This is a genomic window from Acetobacter oryzifermentans, assembly GCF_001628715.1.
GTDB classification, from domain to species: Bacteria; Pseudomonadota; Alphaproteobacteria; order Acetobacterales; family Acetobacteraceae; genus Acetobacter; species Acetobacter oryzifermentans.
The window spans coordinates 39,554-56,121 of sequence record NZ_CP011121.1 but is presented as its reverse complement, the minus strand read 5'-3'; the positions used below and the strand labels follow the sequence as shown (position 1 = coordinate 56,121).

At 55.3% G+C, this 16,568-nt stretch carries 16 protein-coding genes; 7 read left to right on the top strand and 9 right to left on the bottom strand.

Going from position 1 to position 16,568, the window contains the following annotated elements; all coding sequences use genetic code 11:
• Positions 1-443 precede the first annotated feature (443 nt).
• Positions 444-1,934 carry a tyrosine-type recombinase/integrase gene (locus WG31_RS13530; RefSeq protein ID WP_006115745.1) on the bottom strand — a complete coding sequence of 497 codons (1,491 nt, stop codon included), beginning with the start codon at positions 1,932-1,934 and terminating at the stop codon, positions 444-446.
• Positions 1,935-2,336: 402 nt separating this feature from the next.
• Here WG31_RS13530 and WG31_RS13525 point away from each other — a divergent pair, with 402 nt between their 5' ends.
• The gene (locus WG31_RS13525) at positions 2,337-2,609 is read left to right on the top strand and encodes a hypothetical protein (protein WP_063355028.1); all 273 of its coding nucleotides are present in this window, start codon (positions 2,337-2,339) and stop codon (positions 2,607-2,609) included.
• A 165-nt stretch (positions 2,610-2,774) separates the two neighbouring features.
• On the opposite strand, the gene WG31_RS13520 is transcribed toward WG31_RS13525, so the two are convergent.
• A complete protein-coding gene (locus tag WG31_RS13520; protein WP_006115870.1) occupies positions 2,775-4,160 on the bottom strand; it encodes an IS1380-like element IS1380A family transposase in 1,386 nt (461 codons plus the stop codon).
• Between the two features lie 670 nt (positions 4,161-4,830).
• Here WG31_RS13520 and WG31_RS16115 point away from each other — a divergent pair.
• A complete protein-coding gene (locus WG31_RS16115; protein ID WP_342446845.1) occupies positions 4,831-5,373 on the top strand; it encodes a phosphate-starvation-inducible PsiE family protein in 543 nt (180 codons plus the stop codon).
• Positions 5,255-6,333, top strand: a protein-coding gene (locus WG31_RS13505; RefSeq protein WP_245191579.1) for an IS3 family transposase whose coding sequence is annotated in 2 segments (ribosomal slippage) — positions 5,255-5,438 and positions 5,438-6,333 — 1,080 coding nt in all. Because the reading frame shifts where the segments join, the coding sequence is not laid out codon by codon here. The genes WG31_RS16115 and WG31_RS13505 overlap by 119 nt, the downstream gene beginning before the upstream one ends.
• Here WG31_RS13505 and WG31_RS13500 read toward each other — a convergent pair.
• Positions 6,283-7,002: an ImuA family protein gene (locus tag WG31_RS13500; RefSeq protein ID WP_245191578.1), complete on the bottom strand. Its 720-nt coding sequence runs from the start codon at positions 7,000-7,002 to the stop codon at positions 6,283-6,285. The genes WG31_RS13505 and WG31_RS13500 overlap by 51 nt on opposite strands.
• Positions 7,003-7,287: 285 nt before the next feature.
• Between WG31_RS13500 and WG31_RS13495 the strand changes: the two genes are divergently transcribed.
• Positions 7,288-8,106, top strand: coding sequence for a YoaK family protein (locus tag WG31_RS13495; protein ID WP_006117367.1), 819 nt, complete (start codon positions 7,288-7,290; stop codon positions 8,104-8,106).
• 45 nt (positions 8,107-8,151) lie between these two features.
• Positions 8,152-9,909 carry an oleate hydratase gene (locus WG31_RS13490; protein ID WP_006117366.1) on the top strand — a complete coding sequence of 586 codons (1,758 nt, stop codon included), beginning with the start codon at positions 8,152-8,154 and terminating at the stop codon, positions 9,907-9,909.
• A gap of 69 nt (positions 9,910-9,978) precedes the next feature.
• Here the strand turns inward: WG31_RS13490 and WG31_RS13485 are convergent, their stop codons facing one another.
• From WG31_RS13485 to WG31_RS13470, 4 genes are all read right to left on the bottom strand, one after another.
• On the bottom strand, positions 9,979-10,512 hold the full coding sequence (locus WG31_RS13485) for a hypothetical protein (protein ID WP_006117365.1): 534 nt from the start codon (positions 10,510-10,512) through the stop codon (positions 9,979-9,981).
• Between the two features lie 185 nt (positions 10,513-10,697).
• The gene (locus WG31_RS13480) at positions 10,698-10,991 is read right to left on the bottom strand and encodes a type II toxin-antitoxin system RelE family toxin (RefSeq protein ID WP_003618711.1); all 294 of its coding nucleotides are present in this window, start codon (positions 10,989-10,991) and stop codon (positions 10,698-10,700) included.
• The gene (locus tag WG31_RS13475; protein ID WP_003618686.1) at positions 10,988-11,248 is read right to left on the bottom strand and encodes a type II toxin-antitoxin system RelB/DinJ family antitoxin; all 261 of its coding nucleotides are present in this window, start codon (positions 11,246-11,248) and stop codon (positions 10,988-10,990) included. Before WG31_RS13475 ends, WG31_RS13480 begins: the two co-directional genes overlap by 4 nt.
• A gap of 213 nt (positions 11,249-11,461) precedes the next feature.
• Positions 11,462-11,824 (bottom strand): hypothetical protein, encoded by a 363-nt coding sequence (locus tag WG31_RS13470; RefSeq protein ID WP_012813198.1) that lies wholly within the window; start codon positions 11,822-11,824, stop codon positions 11,462-11,464.
• Between the two features lie 149 nt (positions 11,825-11,973).
• Here WG31_RS13470 and WG31_RS13460 point away from each other — a divergent pair.
• Positions 11,974-13,061 (top strand): IS3 family transposase gene (locus tag WG31_RS13460; protein ID WP_114012474.1). Its coding sequence is split into 2 segments (ribosomal slippage): positions 11,974-12,235 and positions 12,235-13,061, totalling 1,089 coding nucleotides; the frame shifts between segments, so codons are not numbered across the junction.
• Positions 13,062-13,095: 34 nt separating this feature from the next.
• Here the strand turns inward: WG31_RS13460 and WG31_RS13455 are convergent.
• A complete protein-coding gene (locus tag WG31_RS13455; protein WP_006116390.1) occupies positions 13,096-13,881 on the bottom strand; it encodes a LysR family transcriptional regulator in 786 nt (261 codons plus the stop codon).
• Positions 13,882-13,982: 101 nt separating this feature from the next.
• Here WG31_RS13455 and WG31_RS13450 point away from each other — a divergent pair, with 101 nt between their 5' ends.
• Positions 13,983-14,744 (top strand): SDR family NAD(P)-dependent oxidoreductase, encoded by a 762-nt coding sequence (locus tag WG31_RS13450; RefSeq protein ID WP_063355005.1) that lies wholly within the window; start codon positions 13,983-13,985, stop codon positions 14,742-14,744.
• A gap of 40 nt (positions 14,745-14,784) precedes the next feature.
• Here the strand turns inward: WG31_RS13450 and WG31_RS13445 are convergent, their stop codons facing one another.
• Positions 14,785-16,557, bottom strand: coding sequence for an AMP-binding protein (locus WG31_RS13445; protein WP_063355004.1), 1,773 nt, complete (start codon positions 16,555-16,557; stop codon positions 14,785-14,787).
• Between the last annotated feature and the right edge of the window lie 11 nt (positions 16,558-16,568).

Here is a 16,568-nt window from a genome sequence, read left to right as displayed (position 1 = left end):
CCACGAGAAGGAATTTGGACTCTGTCCACGGTTCTTTGGACTCTGTCCGCAAAAGCTATTTGTTATTATTTGATTCTTTATTAGTTTATGTGTGGGCAAAGTCCAAGGGATAAGCCCATTATCGTGGAGAGAGTCCAAACTTATCGCGGGTAGAGTCCAAAGGATAAGATTTGGTGCGTAAACTAGATTGTGGATAAGTCCGCTTGATAAAAGTTGGACATCGTGGAAAGAGTCCAATGAAACCGAAGGGTCACGGATATATTTTATACCCGTGGAGAGAGTCCAAATTACCTCCAATACGAGTCGGCTCCCAAAAAGCAGGAATTACTGTGAGTGTAAAAATTCTTCATGCATCGATTTTAGATATCTGAATTTTGAAATATCAGGCGACGGCCTTTCTTCGTTTTTGAGATTAGGAAAGGCAGAATTAAGCCTATATCGATTCAAAACCGACTTTTTCCTGGATGTCGGGTTAGGGCCTGATCATCCTCAATATAAGCTTCCAGGACTCGGTAATCCCGGTGACGCGAGAAACGCTTGAGCGCCATCAGATCGTAATTGTCTTGCGCCCCCGTCGTGATGGCCCCACGACGCAGACTATGTCCGCTAAAGTCTCCTTCGAGGCCGGCGGCAAGGCATCGTTGTTTGATGATCTTGGCCACAGACCAGTCAGAGAGACTTTGTGTGCCAATTTTCGGGAGAGGGGGTGACACACCTGGTTTCGAGGCCGCAGGAGACCAGATGCGTGGAAAGGCCGCAGTCGTGGAATGGTCGTTTGCCGTTTTCTTGCGCGGTTTAAGACCCGATAGCCGTAACCACGTCTCCCACGCACGAACTGGACAAAAGCGCGTAATACCACGGGGAATGGCGACCACAGTGCCCTTGTTCTGCTTATCGCCCTTGGATTGAGGGAGCGTAATCCGCATGCAGTCATCATCCAGAGTGACGTATTCAAGCCGAATAGACGCCAACTCCGAGCGTCGTAACGCCCCACCATAGCCGATCAGGAGGATTGCTCGATCGCGTGCGTCTACCAATGTGGTCATCGGGATTGCATCAATCACTTCGCACATCATGTCCCATGTCAGACCTTTGACCTGCCGCGGCATTTCCTTGCCAGGAGATCGATGGATACCAGCCACTGTTTCCGTGACCAAAGCCTGGGCAGTCGGGATAGGAAGTTGAGCGATGTGATGGAGGTAGCGAAGTGCTGCACGATGCAGTTCGATCGTCGTCGGCTTGCGACCACGGAGCGCAAGATCTGCGAGATAGGTCGCCACATCTGTGCTGCGTGCGGGCAGGGCAGGGAGACCATGACGGTTTGTCCAGGCACACCATCCCTTAATAGCTGAACGATAGGCGCGCCGCGTATTTGCGGACTTGCCATGTTGCACGAATGCTCCCACAGCTGCTTGCGATGTTTCAAGCCGCCCATCGTGCTCTGGTATATCGATTTCGCACAATGCTGAAAACCAGCGTGTTACGTTGGCTGGAGCCTGCCCGATAGGTGCGGGAGGCAGAATCTTTGAAGTGTCTTCTTTCTCGGCTCGTGGGCCACTGTTACTGCTGATCTTGGATGACACCAATGTGGCAACGAACGCCAGCTTTTCGCAGTCAATTTCCAACGCCAGTTCGATCTGATAGCCAGAAGGCAAAGTAGGAAAGGTCGCCTTGACAGCTTCTCCTGCAGCGGCGGCATGTTCCGCATGGCGGGGCAATTCGGTATCTGGCAGGAAGGATCCATCGGGAAGTGCACTGCCGGCGATCAGCACAGGAAGCGGTGGGGAAAAATGTGCCGTCGAGAGAATAGGCCGCAAAACATCAATTGAGGCCTGGGGATCATTCAGACGTTGGCAGGTCAGACGATCTACCTGCTCAAGAACATAAGAACGTAAAACCGGCCAGGAGCCAGTTATATGCAGGGTATCAAGCATGACTCGTTATTCTAATGATCTTGGGAGATTAGACCAGAAGTAAACTTGTTTTCGAAGTTCTCTCTGAAACTTTGAGATTCAGAAAATCTGTTCAAACAGTTTCTTGTCTCTTCATCCGATAGCCTGCGATACCCTTGATATTCCTAGGTTGCTCCATCACCCGTATAATGAGGAAATTTCTATATCTTTGGACCACTTGACGAGGGAAAAATCCCTTCCAATCTTAGGTGTGTCAGACGCCTTCGGGTCTGACCTTAAGCGTCCTGAGCTAAACGATTGAGATCCATGTTGCTTTAATAGGAGGATATGGATGTCGAAACTGAAAAGACTCTATTTACGCTATCGCTGCTTTCTGCGTACGGTTTCTCGGAAAAGGCGCAACCGATTGGATGGAGGCGTGTGATGATAACATGTCCCATCTTTGGTGATGATGTGCTGGAAGAGCGTGTCATCTCCTTGTTTCGCCGTCTGGGCCATGATGGACGGGGCGTAACTCTGACATCACTCCAGACCTATACCGGCGTCCTTGGGACTAGACTTCGTGCCTTGCTGGCAAGTCTCGTCCAGAGGGGTAAACTTGCCCCAGCTGGGTGCGATCCTCTGGCTTCTGATTTTGCGTTCCGTTTGCCATTATCTGCAAAAAACGCGCGATCGACGCTGATTTCTCACACTTGAGGCAATTTCGGGTTATTTTGTAGAATTCAGTCATCCCACAGGAGCCCGATCTGGAATATTGACGATATTGTGCTTCTGGCGGCGGGTTCTGAACGCAGTGAGGGTGTCACGGCCTGAGAAGGCAGTGTTGGTGGAAGCTATGTGGTCTGTGCACTGTCTGTTTCTTCAGATGGCCTGCCGGAGCCTTCGCAATCGTGCATGAGCGAGGGCGAATTCATGCTGACAGGGGAACATGTCCGGCATGGACAGGACAATCCGACGGACGCTGAGCGTTACACGTGTCGCGATTTTGAGCAGTCGTGCGCGTATGGTGCCACAGGTCGCCGTCTCCAGGCTGGTCTGGCCAAGGGCCAGTCTTTGCAGAGCGATCAGCAGGACATAGGCTGCGGCCGAGAACCACAGCCGGAGCTGGTTGGCCCGGATGGTGTGGGACGAGGTCCTGTCTGAGAACAGATCCATCTGGCATTCCTTGATGCGGTTTTCCATATCCCCGCGTGCGCAGTAAATCTGTTCGTAGAGATGGCGGGGGTCGGACATTCCCTGCGGTAGCGTGGTGACAATGAAGCGATGATAGCGGTTGCCGTGGCGCCATTCGGCCTTGGCCACGACCCGCCTGCGGCGCGTCCAGCTGTCCTTTGTGATCCAGTCAAAGGAGGCGAAACCGCGCGCAGCTCTGCCTGTCGTGGCGGCTTCGTCACGAACCTCAGCGGACAAAGAGGCAATCCGGTCATACAGGCGGGTGTTGCCTGCAAGCCCGAACAGGAAGTCAACGTGGTTGTCTTCGCACCATGTCATCAGACTGTCCCGGGCGAAACCGCTGTCCCCACGCACCAGGATACGCACCCGGGGCCAACGGCTCCTGATCTGCTCCACGATCCGGCGGATGTCTGCCAGTGCTTCCTTCCCCGGGTCCCTGTCTGCCGTGCGCAGGGTAGCGCTGAGGAGATGATCCCCGCAAAAGATGTATAGCGGCAGATAGCAGTTATGGCCGTAATACCCATGAAAGGCACGGCCTTCCTGATGGCCATGGATACGGTCATCGGTGGCATCCACATCCAGAACGATGCGGGCGGGTGCGCGCTCATGCTGGTCCAGAAAGAGCGTGACGAACAGGGTCGCCAGGGCCTCATGATCAGCAATGATCCGACAGTAACGATCTGCCTTGTGCCCACTGCGCTCCAACCGGTTCAGTGTAGATTTGCCAGCCAATGCTGCGCAGTTTGCCCGGCCTCCTGACAGACGGCCCGAGGCCAGACCAAAGATCAGGTCATGCCGCAGGGCATCGTGATCATTGAGATCTTCATAGCCCAGTGCCAGGCCCATGATCCGCTGACGGACAAGGTCTTCAACCCGGTATTCCACAAAGGCAGGATGCCGCTTATCGCGAAAACAGGCAGCAAAGCGGCGGCTGAGACCCAGAATGTCATCAGCCTGCTTCACCAGAATGACGCCCCCATCCGAACTCATGCACCCCCCGTCAAAACGGGCCACAACACGCCGTCCACAGGAGGCTGGAAACTCATACGCGCCTGCGCTACACTCTGTCTGCATCGGGTTTTCTTGATGATTATGGAAATTTCTTTTCTACAAAACAGACTTTTTCATAATCTAACCCGATGTACAACCCTTCTGTGAGATTTCCGCGTCGACATCGATAGCGGCGTAAAACGTAAACGTACATCCTATCTCAAAGATGCCGTTTTCGTCTGGGTTTTTATTAAAACGAGAGGGCTGCTGGGCCTTCCATAAAAGGCCCCGTGTTTCGGAATATTGTATTCAAGATAGAGGGAAAGGGAGATGTCGAGCATAATCCATTTGCTTAACCTCGTAGCGCTCCGACAATATTGGAATAATTACGATTTTGTATCGAATTCATTGGGAATGATAGAGCCATCATTATCGTTTCCTGAGAGAAAGTGCGGCTTGAGGGGTAGTCAACCCCTTAGGAGAGCACATGGGACTGCATGGAAATCGGTGCCCATATCAGCCGGATCCAGAGGTTCGGCGAGTTTCTCCTTGTCAGGATCAACAGGTAATTTATCTGCATCTGAAGTCGACATTAGCCGTTAGCGTAGTCTCTTCTCGTAAGAAAAAGAGAGGTAACTCAAATAGTCAATAAGCGATCGTGGTCCGGTTCATGTCCTGAGTGAGGACGCTCAAGATTATTGAAAGAAAAGCCAAACACTTAAAACTATATCAATTATCTGATGGGAAAACGGTTATGGAAGAAATCTCCATGAAACGTTCCTGGCACAGCAGGGATTGGTCGCGTCTGGTCAGGCTGTTTAATGGTCTGACATTCTATGAACGCTTTGAACAGGCCATTATTCTGATACTGATTGCCCTCATCATGCTTGTCACTGCCATAGCGACAGTTCATCTGATCAGCGCGGTCTGGCATCTGATCGTTGACATCGGGATCGATCCCATCAAGCAGGAGATCTTTCAGGAAATTTTTGGTGCGATCTTTACCGTCATTATTGCCCTTGAATTTAAACATTCCCTGCTTGTCGTTCTGGCCCAGCACGAGAATGGACTTGTAACGGTTTTGTGCCGGTCATCTGAGCGTTTTAAGCTCGTATCAGGAGACCGACGGAACCATGAAGCATACGGAAGATTTCAAGCGCGAGGCCGTAAGGATTGCGTTGAGCAGTGGGTTGTCACGCACGCGTGTTGCGGCCGATCTGGGTATTGGCAAATCCACTCTGGCGAAATGGATAGTGAATTATCGTCCGGACGAGCCGGCATCAGGGCCTCAGGCTGATCTGGCCCGCGAGAATGAACGTCTTCGCCTGGAGAACCGGATTTTACGGGAGGAGAGGGAAATCCTAAAAAAAGCTACCCAGTTCTTCGCGAGACAAAAGCCATGAGGTTCGCCTTCATCCACGGACATCGGCATGAATGGCCAATCGAGAGGCTGTGCCAGGTCTTGCGGGTCTCTGCACGGGGGTACCGGGCCTGGACATCCCGACCGGCCTGCCAGCGCCAACGTACCGATCTGAAGGTGCTGACGCATATCCGTGAGCATTTTGCCCTGAGCAACGGGTCCTACGGACGGCCGCGCATGACCATGGAACTCAGGGAAGCCGGGCTTGATGTCGGGGAACGTCGCGTTGGCCGCCTCATGAAGGCCAACGGGATCCGGCCCGTGCGCACCCGTCGCCACAAGATGACGACCGACAGCCACCACCAGTCTGACATTGCGGCCAACCTTCTGGACGGTAATTTCCTTGCTGAAGGCCCCAACCGGAAATGGGCGGGAGATATCAGTTATATCTGGACTGCCGAGGGCTGGCTCTACCTCGCTGTCGTCATCGATCTGTTCAGTCGTCGCGTAATCGGGTGGGCCGCGAGCGATCGAATGAAAAAGGATCTGGCCATCCGTGCCTTGGATATGGCGGTAAGGCTGCGTAACCCGGCGCCCGGCTGCATTTTCCACTCCGATCGTGGCAGCCAGTATGGCTCCCATGATTTCCAGAAAAAGCTGCTGGCCCATGGGCTGCTGGCTTCAATGTCCGGAAAGGGAAACTGTTTTGACAACGCTGCCGTCGAAACATTTTTCAAAAGCCTGAAGGCGGAGTGGCTCTGGAGACAGAACTGGCCAACCCGCCGTCAGGCTACCACCGCCATCTTCCAGTATATCAATGGTTTCTACAATCCACGTCGACGCCATTCATATCTGGGCGGTATCAGCCCACTCGCTTTTGAAGCAAGAGTGGCATAAGCACTTCCTGACCGGCACAAAACCGTTACAAGTCCAGATGAGTTCCAGCAACCAGCGTGGTCTTCCCACGCCGGGTACCGGCAGCGGCACGGATGGCAGGACGGAGACCCGCCAGCGGGTCACACTGGCAGTGGGCTGGCCGAAATCCGCCGCATCCGTCTGCCGTCGCCAGCGTCGGATGGCGATGCCAAGAGAGCCGGACGTTTCGGCCGCCAGTTGCAGGCGACGTGAGGCCGTCATGGACAGACGCGCCACCTCGGCGACCACGGCCCCGAGGCCACCATGCCGCAGCCCCTCCTCGAAACAGGCCAGCACATCGACGTCCGAGCCTGCCTCGACAAAAATGGTCCGCCGTGCGGATAGCCCGACCTGTTTCAGGGAAGGGGCGAACACATCCTGACGGGTGACGATCCAGAGCACCTTACCGCGCGTGCGGGCCGCGATCCCGGCGCAGAACTGACCGGCGGCCGCACTGTGCAGCGCATCGTTGCCGCCGCCCGCCACCTCGTGCAGCGCGCCCAGCGCCAGACCGCCTCCCGGCAGACGACTGTCGATCTCGCGTACGCCAAAGGGCAGCACCTTGCGGCGCCGGTCGCTGTGACCTTCGAGACGGCTGATCGCCGCCCGAAGCGTCTCCAGGCCAGGTTTTTTCTGGGTTTCAGCAGTCATGTCACGGCTCGGTGTTCCTTGTGCAGGCAAATTTCCTGATTTTATGTTCCTTATTTGTTCTTTATTGGTGTGGGGAGTCAACATTCATCTTTCGGAGCAGCGTATCGCGCCACATCTGTGGCAATTCACAATCCGGGAAGATATCGTCCTAAGAAATTGAAAACAGGACGCTTTGTCGAAAGAGGGCGGGCTGTTACCATCCCGCTCATAAAAAAGATCGCTGTCCGGGGAAACCGATAAACACGGAGTCCCCCCTCATGCGGTCAGTCACGACGGGAGGCACAGGTGCTTGTTCACGAGGGCTCGGAGCGCAACGCCAGCATCGACAGGCGTCTGGGCTGTACGCTGGCGGCCATCGCCGGTGCAGTGAACGCTGCCGGGGTTCTGGCCGTAGGCTATTATTCGGCCAATATGACAGGCAATGTCTCCGCACTGGCGAGTGGCCTGCATGAAGGGCGCATGGAACTGGTCCTGTCCTGCTGCGGTCTGATACTGGCCTTCGTCGCCGGCGCGGTGCTGTCCGCGCTGCTGGTCAATGCGGGCCGTCGCCACAACCTGCCGTCGATCTACGCACGGAGCATTCTGCTGGAAGCCTGCCTGCTTGGGCTTCTGGGGGCTGTGGATTTTCTGTTTTCGGCCCAGCCACGGGATCCGGTGCTGGCCTACGGGCTGAGTTTCCTCATGGGGCTCCAGAACGCCACGGTCACACGCATTTCCGGGGCGCGTGTCCGCACCACCCATATGACAGGAATGCTCACCGATGTGGGGCTGGAACTGGCGGACTGGCTGGAAGGGTTTTTCCATCCGGTTGACCCGGCCCGACGGACCGGTACGCGCGAACGCCTGGGTCTGCATGCCGCCATCGTGCTGTCCTTCACGCTGGGCGGCGTGGCCGGCGCCTTTCTGTATGGCTGGTGGTCCGGTCTGTTTCTTCTGGTTCTGGCGGGGCTTCTGGCCTGCCTTTCCCTGCCGGGCGCGCTGTCGCATGAGCCTGTGGTGGAGCATAAACCGGCACCGGTCCCCTCTTGCGGGGAGAGGTATTCCTGTTTACAGCACTTGATACATCGCAAGGACAGATCGGGTCATTGGGGGTCGTATGAATAGCAATGCCGCCCGCCATCGGCCCTTTTCCGGAAAAGGACACGCGCCATGAGATATGCCCACAGCAATTATGAGGCTTTTGTCCAACCCCCTGCGCCACAGGATATGGCAGGATGGTCAGCGTGGATCGTGGGCGGAGGACTGGCGGGCATGGCGGCGGCGGCGTTCCTGATCCGGGATGCAGGCATGACGCCTTCAGCCATCACCATTCTTGAAGCCTCGGACAGCGACGGCGGCGCGCTGGACGGAGCGGGGAATGCGGAGACCGGCTGGCTGATCCGCGGCGGTCGGGAGATGGAAGAGCAGTTCCAGTGTCTGTGGGATCTGTACCGTTCCATTCCGTCTCTGGAAATTCCCGGCGCATCGGTGCTGGATGAGGTCTGGCAGGTCAATCAGGCCGATCCATCCACCAGTCCGATCCGCGCCATGTGTAATCAAGGGCAGCCCCTCGCTGATCGTGACAGGCTGACGCTCACGGGAAAGGCGCGACGCGAGATCATTACCCTCATTCTGACCGATGAGGACGAACTGGCGGGAAAGACGATCGCGGATGTGCTGTCCGGCGATTTCATGGCTTCGAACTTCTGGCTGTTCTGGCGGTCGATGTTTGCGTTCGAGACCTGGCACAGCGCTATTGAGATGAAGCGTTACCTCGCACGGTTCGTGCATCAGATTCTCGGACTGAAGGATCTGCATACGCTGAAGTTCACCAGATACAACCAACAGGAATCCCTGAGCCAACCACTGGCCACATGGCTTGCCGATCAGGGCGTCGTGTTCCGTCATGGCGTGAAGGTGACAAATGTTGCTGTTGATGTTTCTGGCGGAAAGAAAGTTGCGACCCATCTCGACTGGCTGGACAATGGCGCGTCCGCCGGTGTTGATCTTGGGCCAGAGGAACTGGTGTTCGTGACCAACGGTTCCATGGTGGAGAATTCGCGCTGGGGCGACCATCATACACCTGCGCCGATTGACACGGCTATCGAAGAGGGGAGCATCTGGCAGCTCTGGCGGAATATCGCAGCGCAGGATTCCGCATTCGGCAACCCGGATGTTTTCTGTGGCGATACAACAAAATCCCGCTGGCTGTCGGCAACCGTTACGACCCGGGATGCGCGGATTCCTGAGCTTGTAAAGCGGATTACGGGGCGTGATCCGTTTTCTGGGAAAATCATCACGGGTGGCCCGGTCACGATTGCCGATTCATCCTGGCTGATGAGCTGGGTGGTCAGCCGTCAGCCCCATTTCAAAGGGCAGCCCGAAAGTCAGGTGGTGGCCTGGCTCTATGGTCTGTTCAGTGACGTGCCGGGTGATTACGTGAAAAAGCCCATGCAGGACTGCACGGGGGAGGAAATCACCCGTGAGTGGCTGTTCCATATGGGCGTGCCGATGGACCAGATCGACGATATGGCAGCGACAGGGGCGACGACGCGTCCGTGCATGATGCCGTTCATCACGGCGCAGTTCATGCCGCGCGCACCGGCGGACCGGCCGAACGTGGTGCCGGATGGAAGCGTCAACCTGGCCTTTCTGGGGCAGTTCACCGAAACGCCACGCGATACGGTCTTCACCACGGAATATTCCGTCCGCACGGCGATGGAGGCGGTCTATACGCTGTGTGGCGTCAGGCGGGCTGTGCCGGAAGTGTCGGGCGGCATTTTCGATGTCCGGATGCTGCTACAGGCGGCAGCGGAACTGCGGGACGGAGAGAAGGTACCGGCGTCGGGGCTGATCCGGCATCTGACGCACGGAACGGAGATTGACGATCTGCTGGAGCGCTACGGGCTGGTTTGGGGGGTAAACTGAAGGTCGGCTTTGGGGCATCGTTACGCGAAAGCCGCCGGTCTGCAAAAGCGGTGAGAGAGGGGCCTTCGGCTAACCTTGGTCGGTGTGGTCGCGCTTGAAATGAATCTCTCGCCGCCCTTGCACGCGCTTGAAAATCGCTCTGGTAGCGGCCTGATGTAGGATGCGTATCCACATGATTAATGTATCTAGGTTCGGGTAGAATTCTAGCGCATCGTCGAAATTATATTGAGGCATCATGATTTCTGAATCTTCAGACACTCTGAATGTGCTGAGCACAAGGCGCATACGATCGACATCCGTGTGAGCAATGACTTTGTTACGCCTCTCCTTCAGCCGCTCGTGGAGGGTCAACTGCTCGGTGGTAGCCGTGATGCCCAACGTCTCCAGCGTGAGCTTTGGCAGCCCATTTGAGTAGGAAAATGGTCGCCAGTATGCGACGACAGCGGCGTCCTCAAAGCATCGTAGGCGCCGACGCTCGATCCGCGAAATCGGTTCATCAGGACTGACCTCTGAAACGAAGTCGAGCGCGCTGAGGGCCATTTGGAAGTCAGCCATCGCCTGTATGATGCGGATATCGCCCGCTGAAAAATCTGCTTCATCCATTTTAAGAATTTAGGTAGTGAAGCATGCGACTATCTCCGATCGCTCTCTCGACGCTGCCGACATCTTTATAGCCACCTCGATGGCAAGTGGAATTTGTAATGGTCATGTCTGCTATACGGAAAGCGATTTGACCAACTGTATGACCGACATGAGGCGGGAGCTGACTTTCTACCAAGAAAGTAAATTCACTCCGTTCGCTTCGAAGCCAGTTCATAAATCTCATTATCGGCTCTCCGGCCAACGGCAATTACATAGATGACGATCCGTTCGTCGATGACCTGATAAACAAGGCGGTAACCATCTTTCAGAAGCTTGATCTTATAAAACCCTGATAGGTCGCGATGCAGTTCGTTTCCTGGAGAGTGAGGGTTCCAGATCAGCTTTTCCAGCTTCTTTTCAAATTTCTTACGCACGCTGCCGTCAAGAGCATCCCACTCTCTGAGTGCTCTGTCGTCGAATTCAAGACAATACTCTTTCATTCGCGATGACGGTTCTTAAGCTCTGCAAAAGTCATACGATGCTTTTGGGCAGGGTTTTTTAGGCGTTCGCGCACAATCTCGATAAGCTCCGCATCCTCGTCTGTGACAAGCCTCCGCTTGACGGGAGAGCGACCCGTTTCAGCAATATACGCGAGCGTATCGCGCAGTGCGTCAGAAAGTGAAATGCCTTGAGCCGACAACTTCTTAACTGCGGCTGCCTTCAGCGTTTCATCTACCCGGAATGTAACAGCAGACATACAAAGCCTCCTTGCGTGTATGCACATATGTATCACAGCTGTTGGTACAAATGAAGCGAAAGATGGTCGATGCTGATGTCTGCATTCGAGAAACCTGATCGGTTGCGGAAACGGCAGAAAAGAGGCGTTCACAGACGGCAAAATACTCGGCACTTAAAGGACAATGCGCAAAGAAACTTCAGAAGCAATCCACCATACTTCTCAAGCCAATGGTTACGAAGTGACCATCGAGGCTATCTTGGCGGCAACGATGGCACTAATCTCAGCATGCATATCGACATTATGTCCAGGTGCGGAAATTGAAACAACCAAAGCATAACGCCCCTTGTCATTGAACCTCTTCTGACCGGGATGAGTTTTCCACCAGCCGGTAACAGGATAGACCCCAATAGCATCATGCAAGGCGAGGTCAATCGCCCGCCCGCGCCAGAGGTCGCAATGAAGAGACCCGGCTTGCGTTGCATTCGAACCAAGCAGCCAGTAAGCGCCTTCCTGTTGTACACCGGGGGTGTCTTTCTCCTGCTGGCCGGAAACCCTGCGTTTAAATTGCTCTTTTGTGTCGCTTCGCTTTTTCATGGGAAACCGGAGACCGAAGGACCGATAGGTCTCAGGCCGGGTTGCCGCGCGACCAGAAAGGTTTGGTTCGACGAAGTAGGGTAATCCCCCCATAAAAAGAGTGATTTTTGAATGAGAATTTTCTCAGCGTAAGAATTGAGGAGATTCTGATGAAGAGTGATCGCTTTACTGACGCCCAGATCATGGGTGTGATCCGCCAGGCTGAGGGCGGTGTCCCGGTTCCTGACCTGTGCCGGGAGCATGGGATCAGCAACGCCACGTTTTACCGGTGGCGCGCGAAATATGGCGGCATGGATGCTTCGATGATCAGTCAGATGAAGGCTCTGGAAGAGGAGAACCGTCGGCTGAAGCGCATGTATGCGGATCTGAGCATGCAGACGGATATCCTGAAGGAAGCCCTGGGAAAAAAATGAAGCGGCCAGCCCAGCGCCGGGAACTGGCCGCACAGGCTGTGGCGCATCATGGGGTCAGCATTGCGCTGGCCTGTCGGATTTTTGGGATATCCGAGACCTGCTTTCGCTATCGTCCGCGACTGGCAGCGGAGAACGACAGGATTGCCGCTCTTCTGGTGGGACTGACCCAGGCTCACAGGAGATGGGGATTTGGTCTGTGTTTCCTGTATCTGCGCAATGTGCAGGGACAGCTCTGGAATCATAAGCGGGTTTATCGGATCTATCGGGAACTGGAGTTCAACCTGCGGATTAAACCCCGCAGGCGTCTGGTTCGCGAAAAGCCTGAAAAGCTGTCGGTTCCGGCCCTTCCCAACAGGGTCTGGTCCATGGATTTTATGGCGGACAGGCTGATGGATGGACGTGCTTTTCGGCTCCTGAACATTCTGGATGACTTCAATCGTGAAGGACTGGCGATCGAGGGTGATTTTTCCCTGCCAGCCTGTCGGGTTGTCCGCTGTCTGGAACAGGTTATGGAGTGGCGTGGCAGGCCAGAAGCCATCCGAATGGATAATGGCCCTGAATATGTCAGTCATACGTTGGTTTCATGGGCCGAAAAACAGGGGATTACCCTGATCTATACGCAACCGGGTAATCCGCAGCAGAACGCCTATATTGAACGCTACAACAGAACTGTCCGGCAGGAATGGCTGGAGCAGTATTTGTTTGAAAGCATTCAGGACGTACAGGAGGTCGCAACACAATGGCTCTGGACATATAACCATGACAGACCCAACATGGGGAACAGCGGGCTAACCCCCGCCCAGAAACTAAAAACAGCTGCCTGAATTCTCATTCAATGCCCCACTAAAAATGGGGGGATTACCGAGGGAAATCAGGGAGAACCTCGATCAAGGTGCCATTTGCAAGATCATCGGCAAATCCATAGCGTGGAACCTGCACGATGCCAAAACCGAGCCTGGCTGCTTCGGCATAGGTATCCACGCCCCCGACCAACAAACGTGCAGGGAGTGACCTCTCAATCACATCCTCTCCGCGCGTAAACTCCAATGGCAGGGGCTGGCCGGTACGTGAGGATACGAAGCCGATCATCTGATGCCCCTCGAGATCGTCAGGAGAGGCAGGCATTCCGTGCCGCGCCAGATAGGTTGGGCTGGCGAGCGTCACCTCCTCCATCACGCCGAGAGGCCGGACGATCATGTCGCTGTCCGACAGGCTTCCAGCCCGTACAACGCAGTCCACCCCTTCGCGCACCAAATCAACAAACCGTTCGCCCTCACCGAGATGAACGGTCAATGCCGGATGCCTTGTCATAAAATCTGGAAGCGCTGGTAGCAGGATCATCCGCGCCAGACGCCCAATCACATGGGCCCGCAACAGACCTGCTACAGCACCACTCGCGCCACGATCTGCATCCTCAAGATCCGCCAGGATCGCCACACACCGGCGATAGTAGGTAGCGCCTTCCTCGGTAGGTCGAACATGACGTGTTGAGCGATGTAGCAACCGCGTGCCAAGTCTTTGTTCCAATCTTTTGATCGCTGCAGTCGCTACCGGACGCGAAATACCGCAGTCCGCAGCGGCGGCAGTGAAACTGCCACGATCAACAATGCGCAAAAAGAGATTAAGTGTCGCAAACCTGTCCATAGGATTGTTTCATGGAGCAAAACAATGCTGACGGAAAGAGTGATCTTATCGAACAGACATCGTTATGGCCAAGATAGGTTTCTCAACAGATGGAGATATCCATGCCAGAAGCACACACCATTGCCATTGTCACGGGCGGAAGCCGTGGACTGGGCCGCGCAACCGTTGAAGCTCTCGCCCAACGCGGCGTCTCATCTCTCTTTACCTATCACACCAACAAATCCGCAGCTGATGAAGTGGTCAAAAGTGTCCAGCACAGCGGAGCCCGTGCAGTCGCTCTGCAACTCGATACTGGAGATACGCACGCCTTTCCTGCCTTTGCCGACGAAGTCCGGCGCGTGCTGCGCGTATGGGGAAGCGAACGTTTCAATTATCTGGTCAACATGGCAGGTACGTCCCATAGCGGGCTATTCGGCGAGGTGACAGAAGAAGATTTCGATGCTGCCTACCGCATACATGCCAAGGGTCCATTTTTCCTGACGCAGACACTTTTGCCGCTGATCGCGAACGGTGGCCGGATCGTGAACATCTCATCTGGACTGACACGCTTTGCCTATCCTGGCTGGATTGCGTACGCTGCTATGAAAGGCGCCGTGGAAGTCATGACGCATTACATGGCCAAGGAACTCGGACCGCGCCGCATTGCTGTTAACACAGTAGCGCCAGGTGCAATTCAGACAGATTTCTCAGGAGGTATGGTACGCGATAACCCCGAGATTGCTCACCACATCGCGGAAGTAACCGCGCTTGGACGTCCAGGACTGCCAGACGATATCGGCCCCATGATCGCATCGCTGCTCTCCGAGGACAATCGCTGGGTGAATGCACAACGGATTGAAGTCTCCGGTGGTCAGGCCATCTAAGATCTGGTCACCCCTTACACAGAAGGCCATGTTGGTACCATTAGGACACCAGCAAGCGTTTTCGCGTAATTTTTCCGGATACGGTGGTTGGCAATCGCCCGACGAAGCGGACTTCTTTCAGACCAACCCAACGCCCGAGGACTTCGTTGATCCGCGCAACGATTTCCTCGGAAGAAGGCATACATTCCGCCTCGGAATCAGGAACGACATAAGCGATAGGTCGCTGCCCTCTCAGTTCATCTGGAATTGCGACCACGGCACACGCGTGAACGGCAGGATGGGTGGCGATGATCTTTTCGATCTGCACGCCGGAAATCCGCCTTCCTGCAACCTTGATGACATCATCGGAACGTCCGAGCATATGAACTGCGCGGTTGGCCTGAATCATGCCTTCATCGAAGGTGCGGTAATACCTGCGCGTTTCATCAAGATAAGCGGACGGAACACGGATAGCCCCATTCTTCCATATTCCAGCGAGACACCCAGGCGGTAACGGCAGCGAAAGAACGATCTCCCCGCACTGCTCACCGGGTATGGAGGGCACGATGGCCGGACGAAATCCCGGCGCAGGCCGCCCGATGTCATTCATGAGAGAAACTGGCTCACGTTCGGGTAGACCGAAGAAATGCGCGGTGATGCTCCATCCCGTTTCCGTTTGCCACCAGTGATTGACCACAGGTGTGCGAAAGTAGGATCGAGCCCACTCCAGCAACGTCGGATCCGCATACTCTCCAGCTACGAAAACACGGGCAAGAGCGGGCAGGATCACCTCTGACAGATGACGGCTCTCCTGTCGCATGAGACGCATCTGAGTGGGCGTGGTAAACAGGCATTTCACTCCATGCTCATGACAGAGCGTGCGAATGGCGGACGCAGATGCACCGCCTTCGACGATGACGCTGGTACAGCCGCTGATCAGCGGCGCATAAACACCATAGGAATGACCAACAACCCAGCCAAGGTCCGATGTAGTAAAGAAGGTATCACCGGGTTCGCAGCCGTAGATCACGTCCATGGACAAGGCGAGAGCCACAGCATGGCCGCCATTATCACGCACAATGCCTTTTGCGTGCCCCGTCGTGCCAGATGTGTGAAGAATATAGAGTGGATCTTCGGAGCGTAGCACGACGGCCTCTACAGACGTGGACTGTTCCAGCGTATGGAAATCATGATCCCGCAATGGCATCAATGATGTCCGACATGCTGCGCGTTGCACAATCACGCAAGCCTGTGGCAGGTACGCTGCCAAAGCAAGTGCATCATTCAGAGCAGGGGCAGACGGAATGGGCGTCTGTCCCTGAAAGCTGCAACTGGCAATGATAATGACTTTCGGAGCCACATCATCAATCCGTCGTGCCAACTCCGGTCCGGCATAACCGGCAAAAACCACAACATGCACAGCCCCTATCCGCGCACATGCCAACATAGCTATGGCTGTCTCGATCATGGTCGGCATGGCAATCAGAACGCAGTCGCCTTTCTCCACTCCGAGCAGGCGTAGGCCGCCGGCAAATCCGGCCACCCTGTCCTGCAGTTCGCGATAGGTCACGACCTGCTGTTCCTTGGTGGCGCAAGAATGCCAGATCAACGCTACCTGCTCACCGCGACCATTCTCCACATGCCGGTCTACGGCATTGTGGCAGGTATTGAGCGTGCCGTCAGGGAACCAGTCATGCCAACCGTCTGTTCGCTCCCGGCAGGCCATCGCAGGCTCCTGCTTCCATGTGATACGCTGCGCCGCACTGAGCCAGAATTCCTCTGGCTGGTTCAGTGCCGCATCATACATCGCTTCATAAGTTGTCCATGGAAGCATGGCGCATACTC

Coding starts and splice junctions, on each gene's coding strand:
- WG31_RS13530 (WP_006115745.1), bottom strand. CDS start 1,934: ATGCTTGATACCCTGCATATAACTGGCTCCTGGCCGGTTTTACGTTCT.
- WG31_RS13525 (WP_063355028.1), top strand. CDS start 2,337: ATGATAACATGTCCCATCTTTGGTGATGATGTGCTGGAAGAGCGTGTC.
- WG31_RS13520 (WP_006115870.1), bottom strand. CDS start 4,160: ATGCAGACAGAGTGTAGCGCAGGCGCGTATGAGTTTCCAGCCTCCTGT.
- WG31_RS16115 (WP_342446845.1), top strand. CDS start 4,831: ATGGAAGAAATCTCCATGAAACGTTCCTGGCACAGCAGGGATTGGTCG.
- WG31_RS13500 (WP_245191578.1), bottom strand. CDS start 7,002: ATGACTGCTGAAACCCAGAAAAAACCTGGCCTGGAGACGCTTCGGGCG.
- WG31_RS13490 (WP_006117366.1), top strand. CDS start 8,152: ATGAGATATGCCCACAGCAATTATGAGGCTTTTGTCCAACCCCCTGCG.
- WG31_RS13485 (WP_006117365.1), bottom strand. CDS start 10,512: ATGGATGAAGCAGATTTTTCAGCGGGCGATATCCGCATCATACAGGCG.
- WG31_RS13480 (WP_003618711.1), bottom strand. CDS start 10,991: ATGAAAGAGTATTGTCTTGAATTCGACGACAGAGCACTCAGAGAGTGG.
- WG31_RS13475 (WP_003618686.1), bottom strand. CDS start 11,248: ATGTCTGCTGTTACATTCCGGGTAGATGAAACGCTGAAGGCAGCCGCA.
- WG31_RS13470 (WP_012813198.1), bottom strand. CDS start 11,824: ATGAAAAAGCGAAGCGACACAAAAGAGCAATTTAAACGCAGGGTTTCC.
- WG31_RS13455 (WP_006116390.1), bottom strand. CDS start 13,881: ATGGACAGGTTTGCGACACTTAATCTCTTTTTGCGCATTGTTGATCGT.
- WG31_RS13450 (WP_063355005.1), top strand. CDS start 13,983: ATGCCAGAAGCACACACCATTGCCATTGTCACGGGCGGAAGCCGTGGA.
- WG31_RS13445 (WP_063355004.1), bottom strand. CDS start 16,557: ATGCTTCCATGGACAACTTATGAAGCGATGTATGATGCGGCACTGAAC.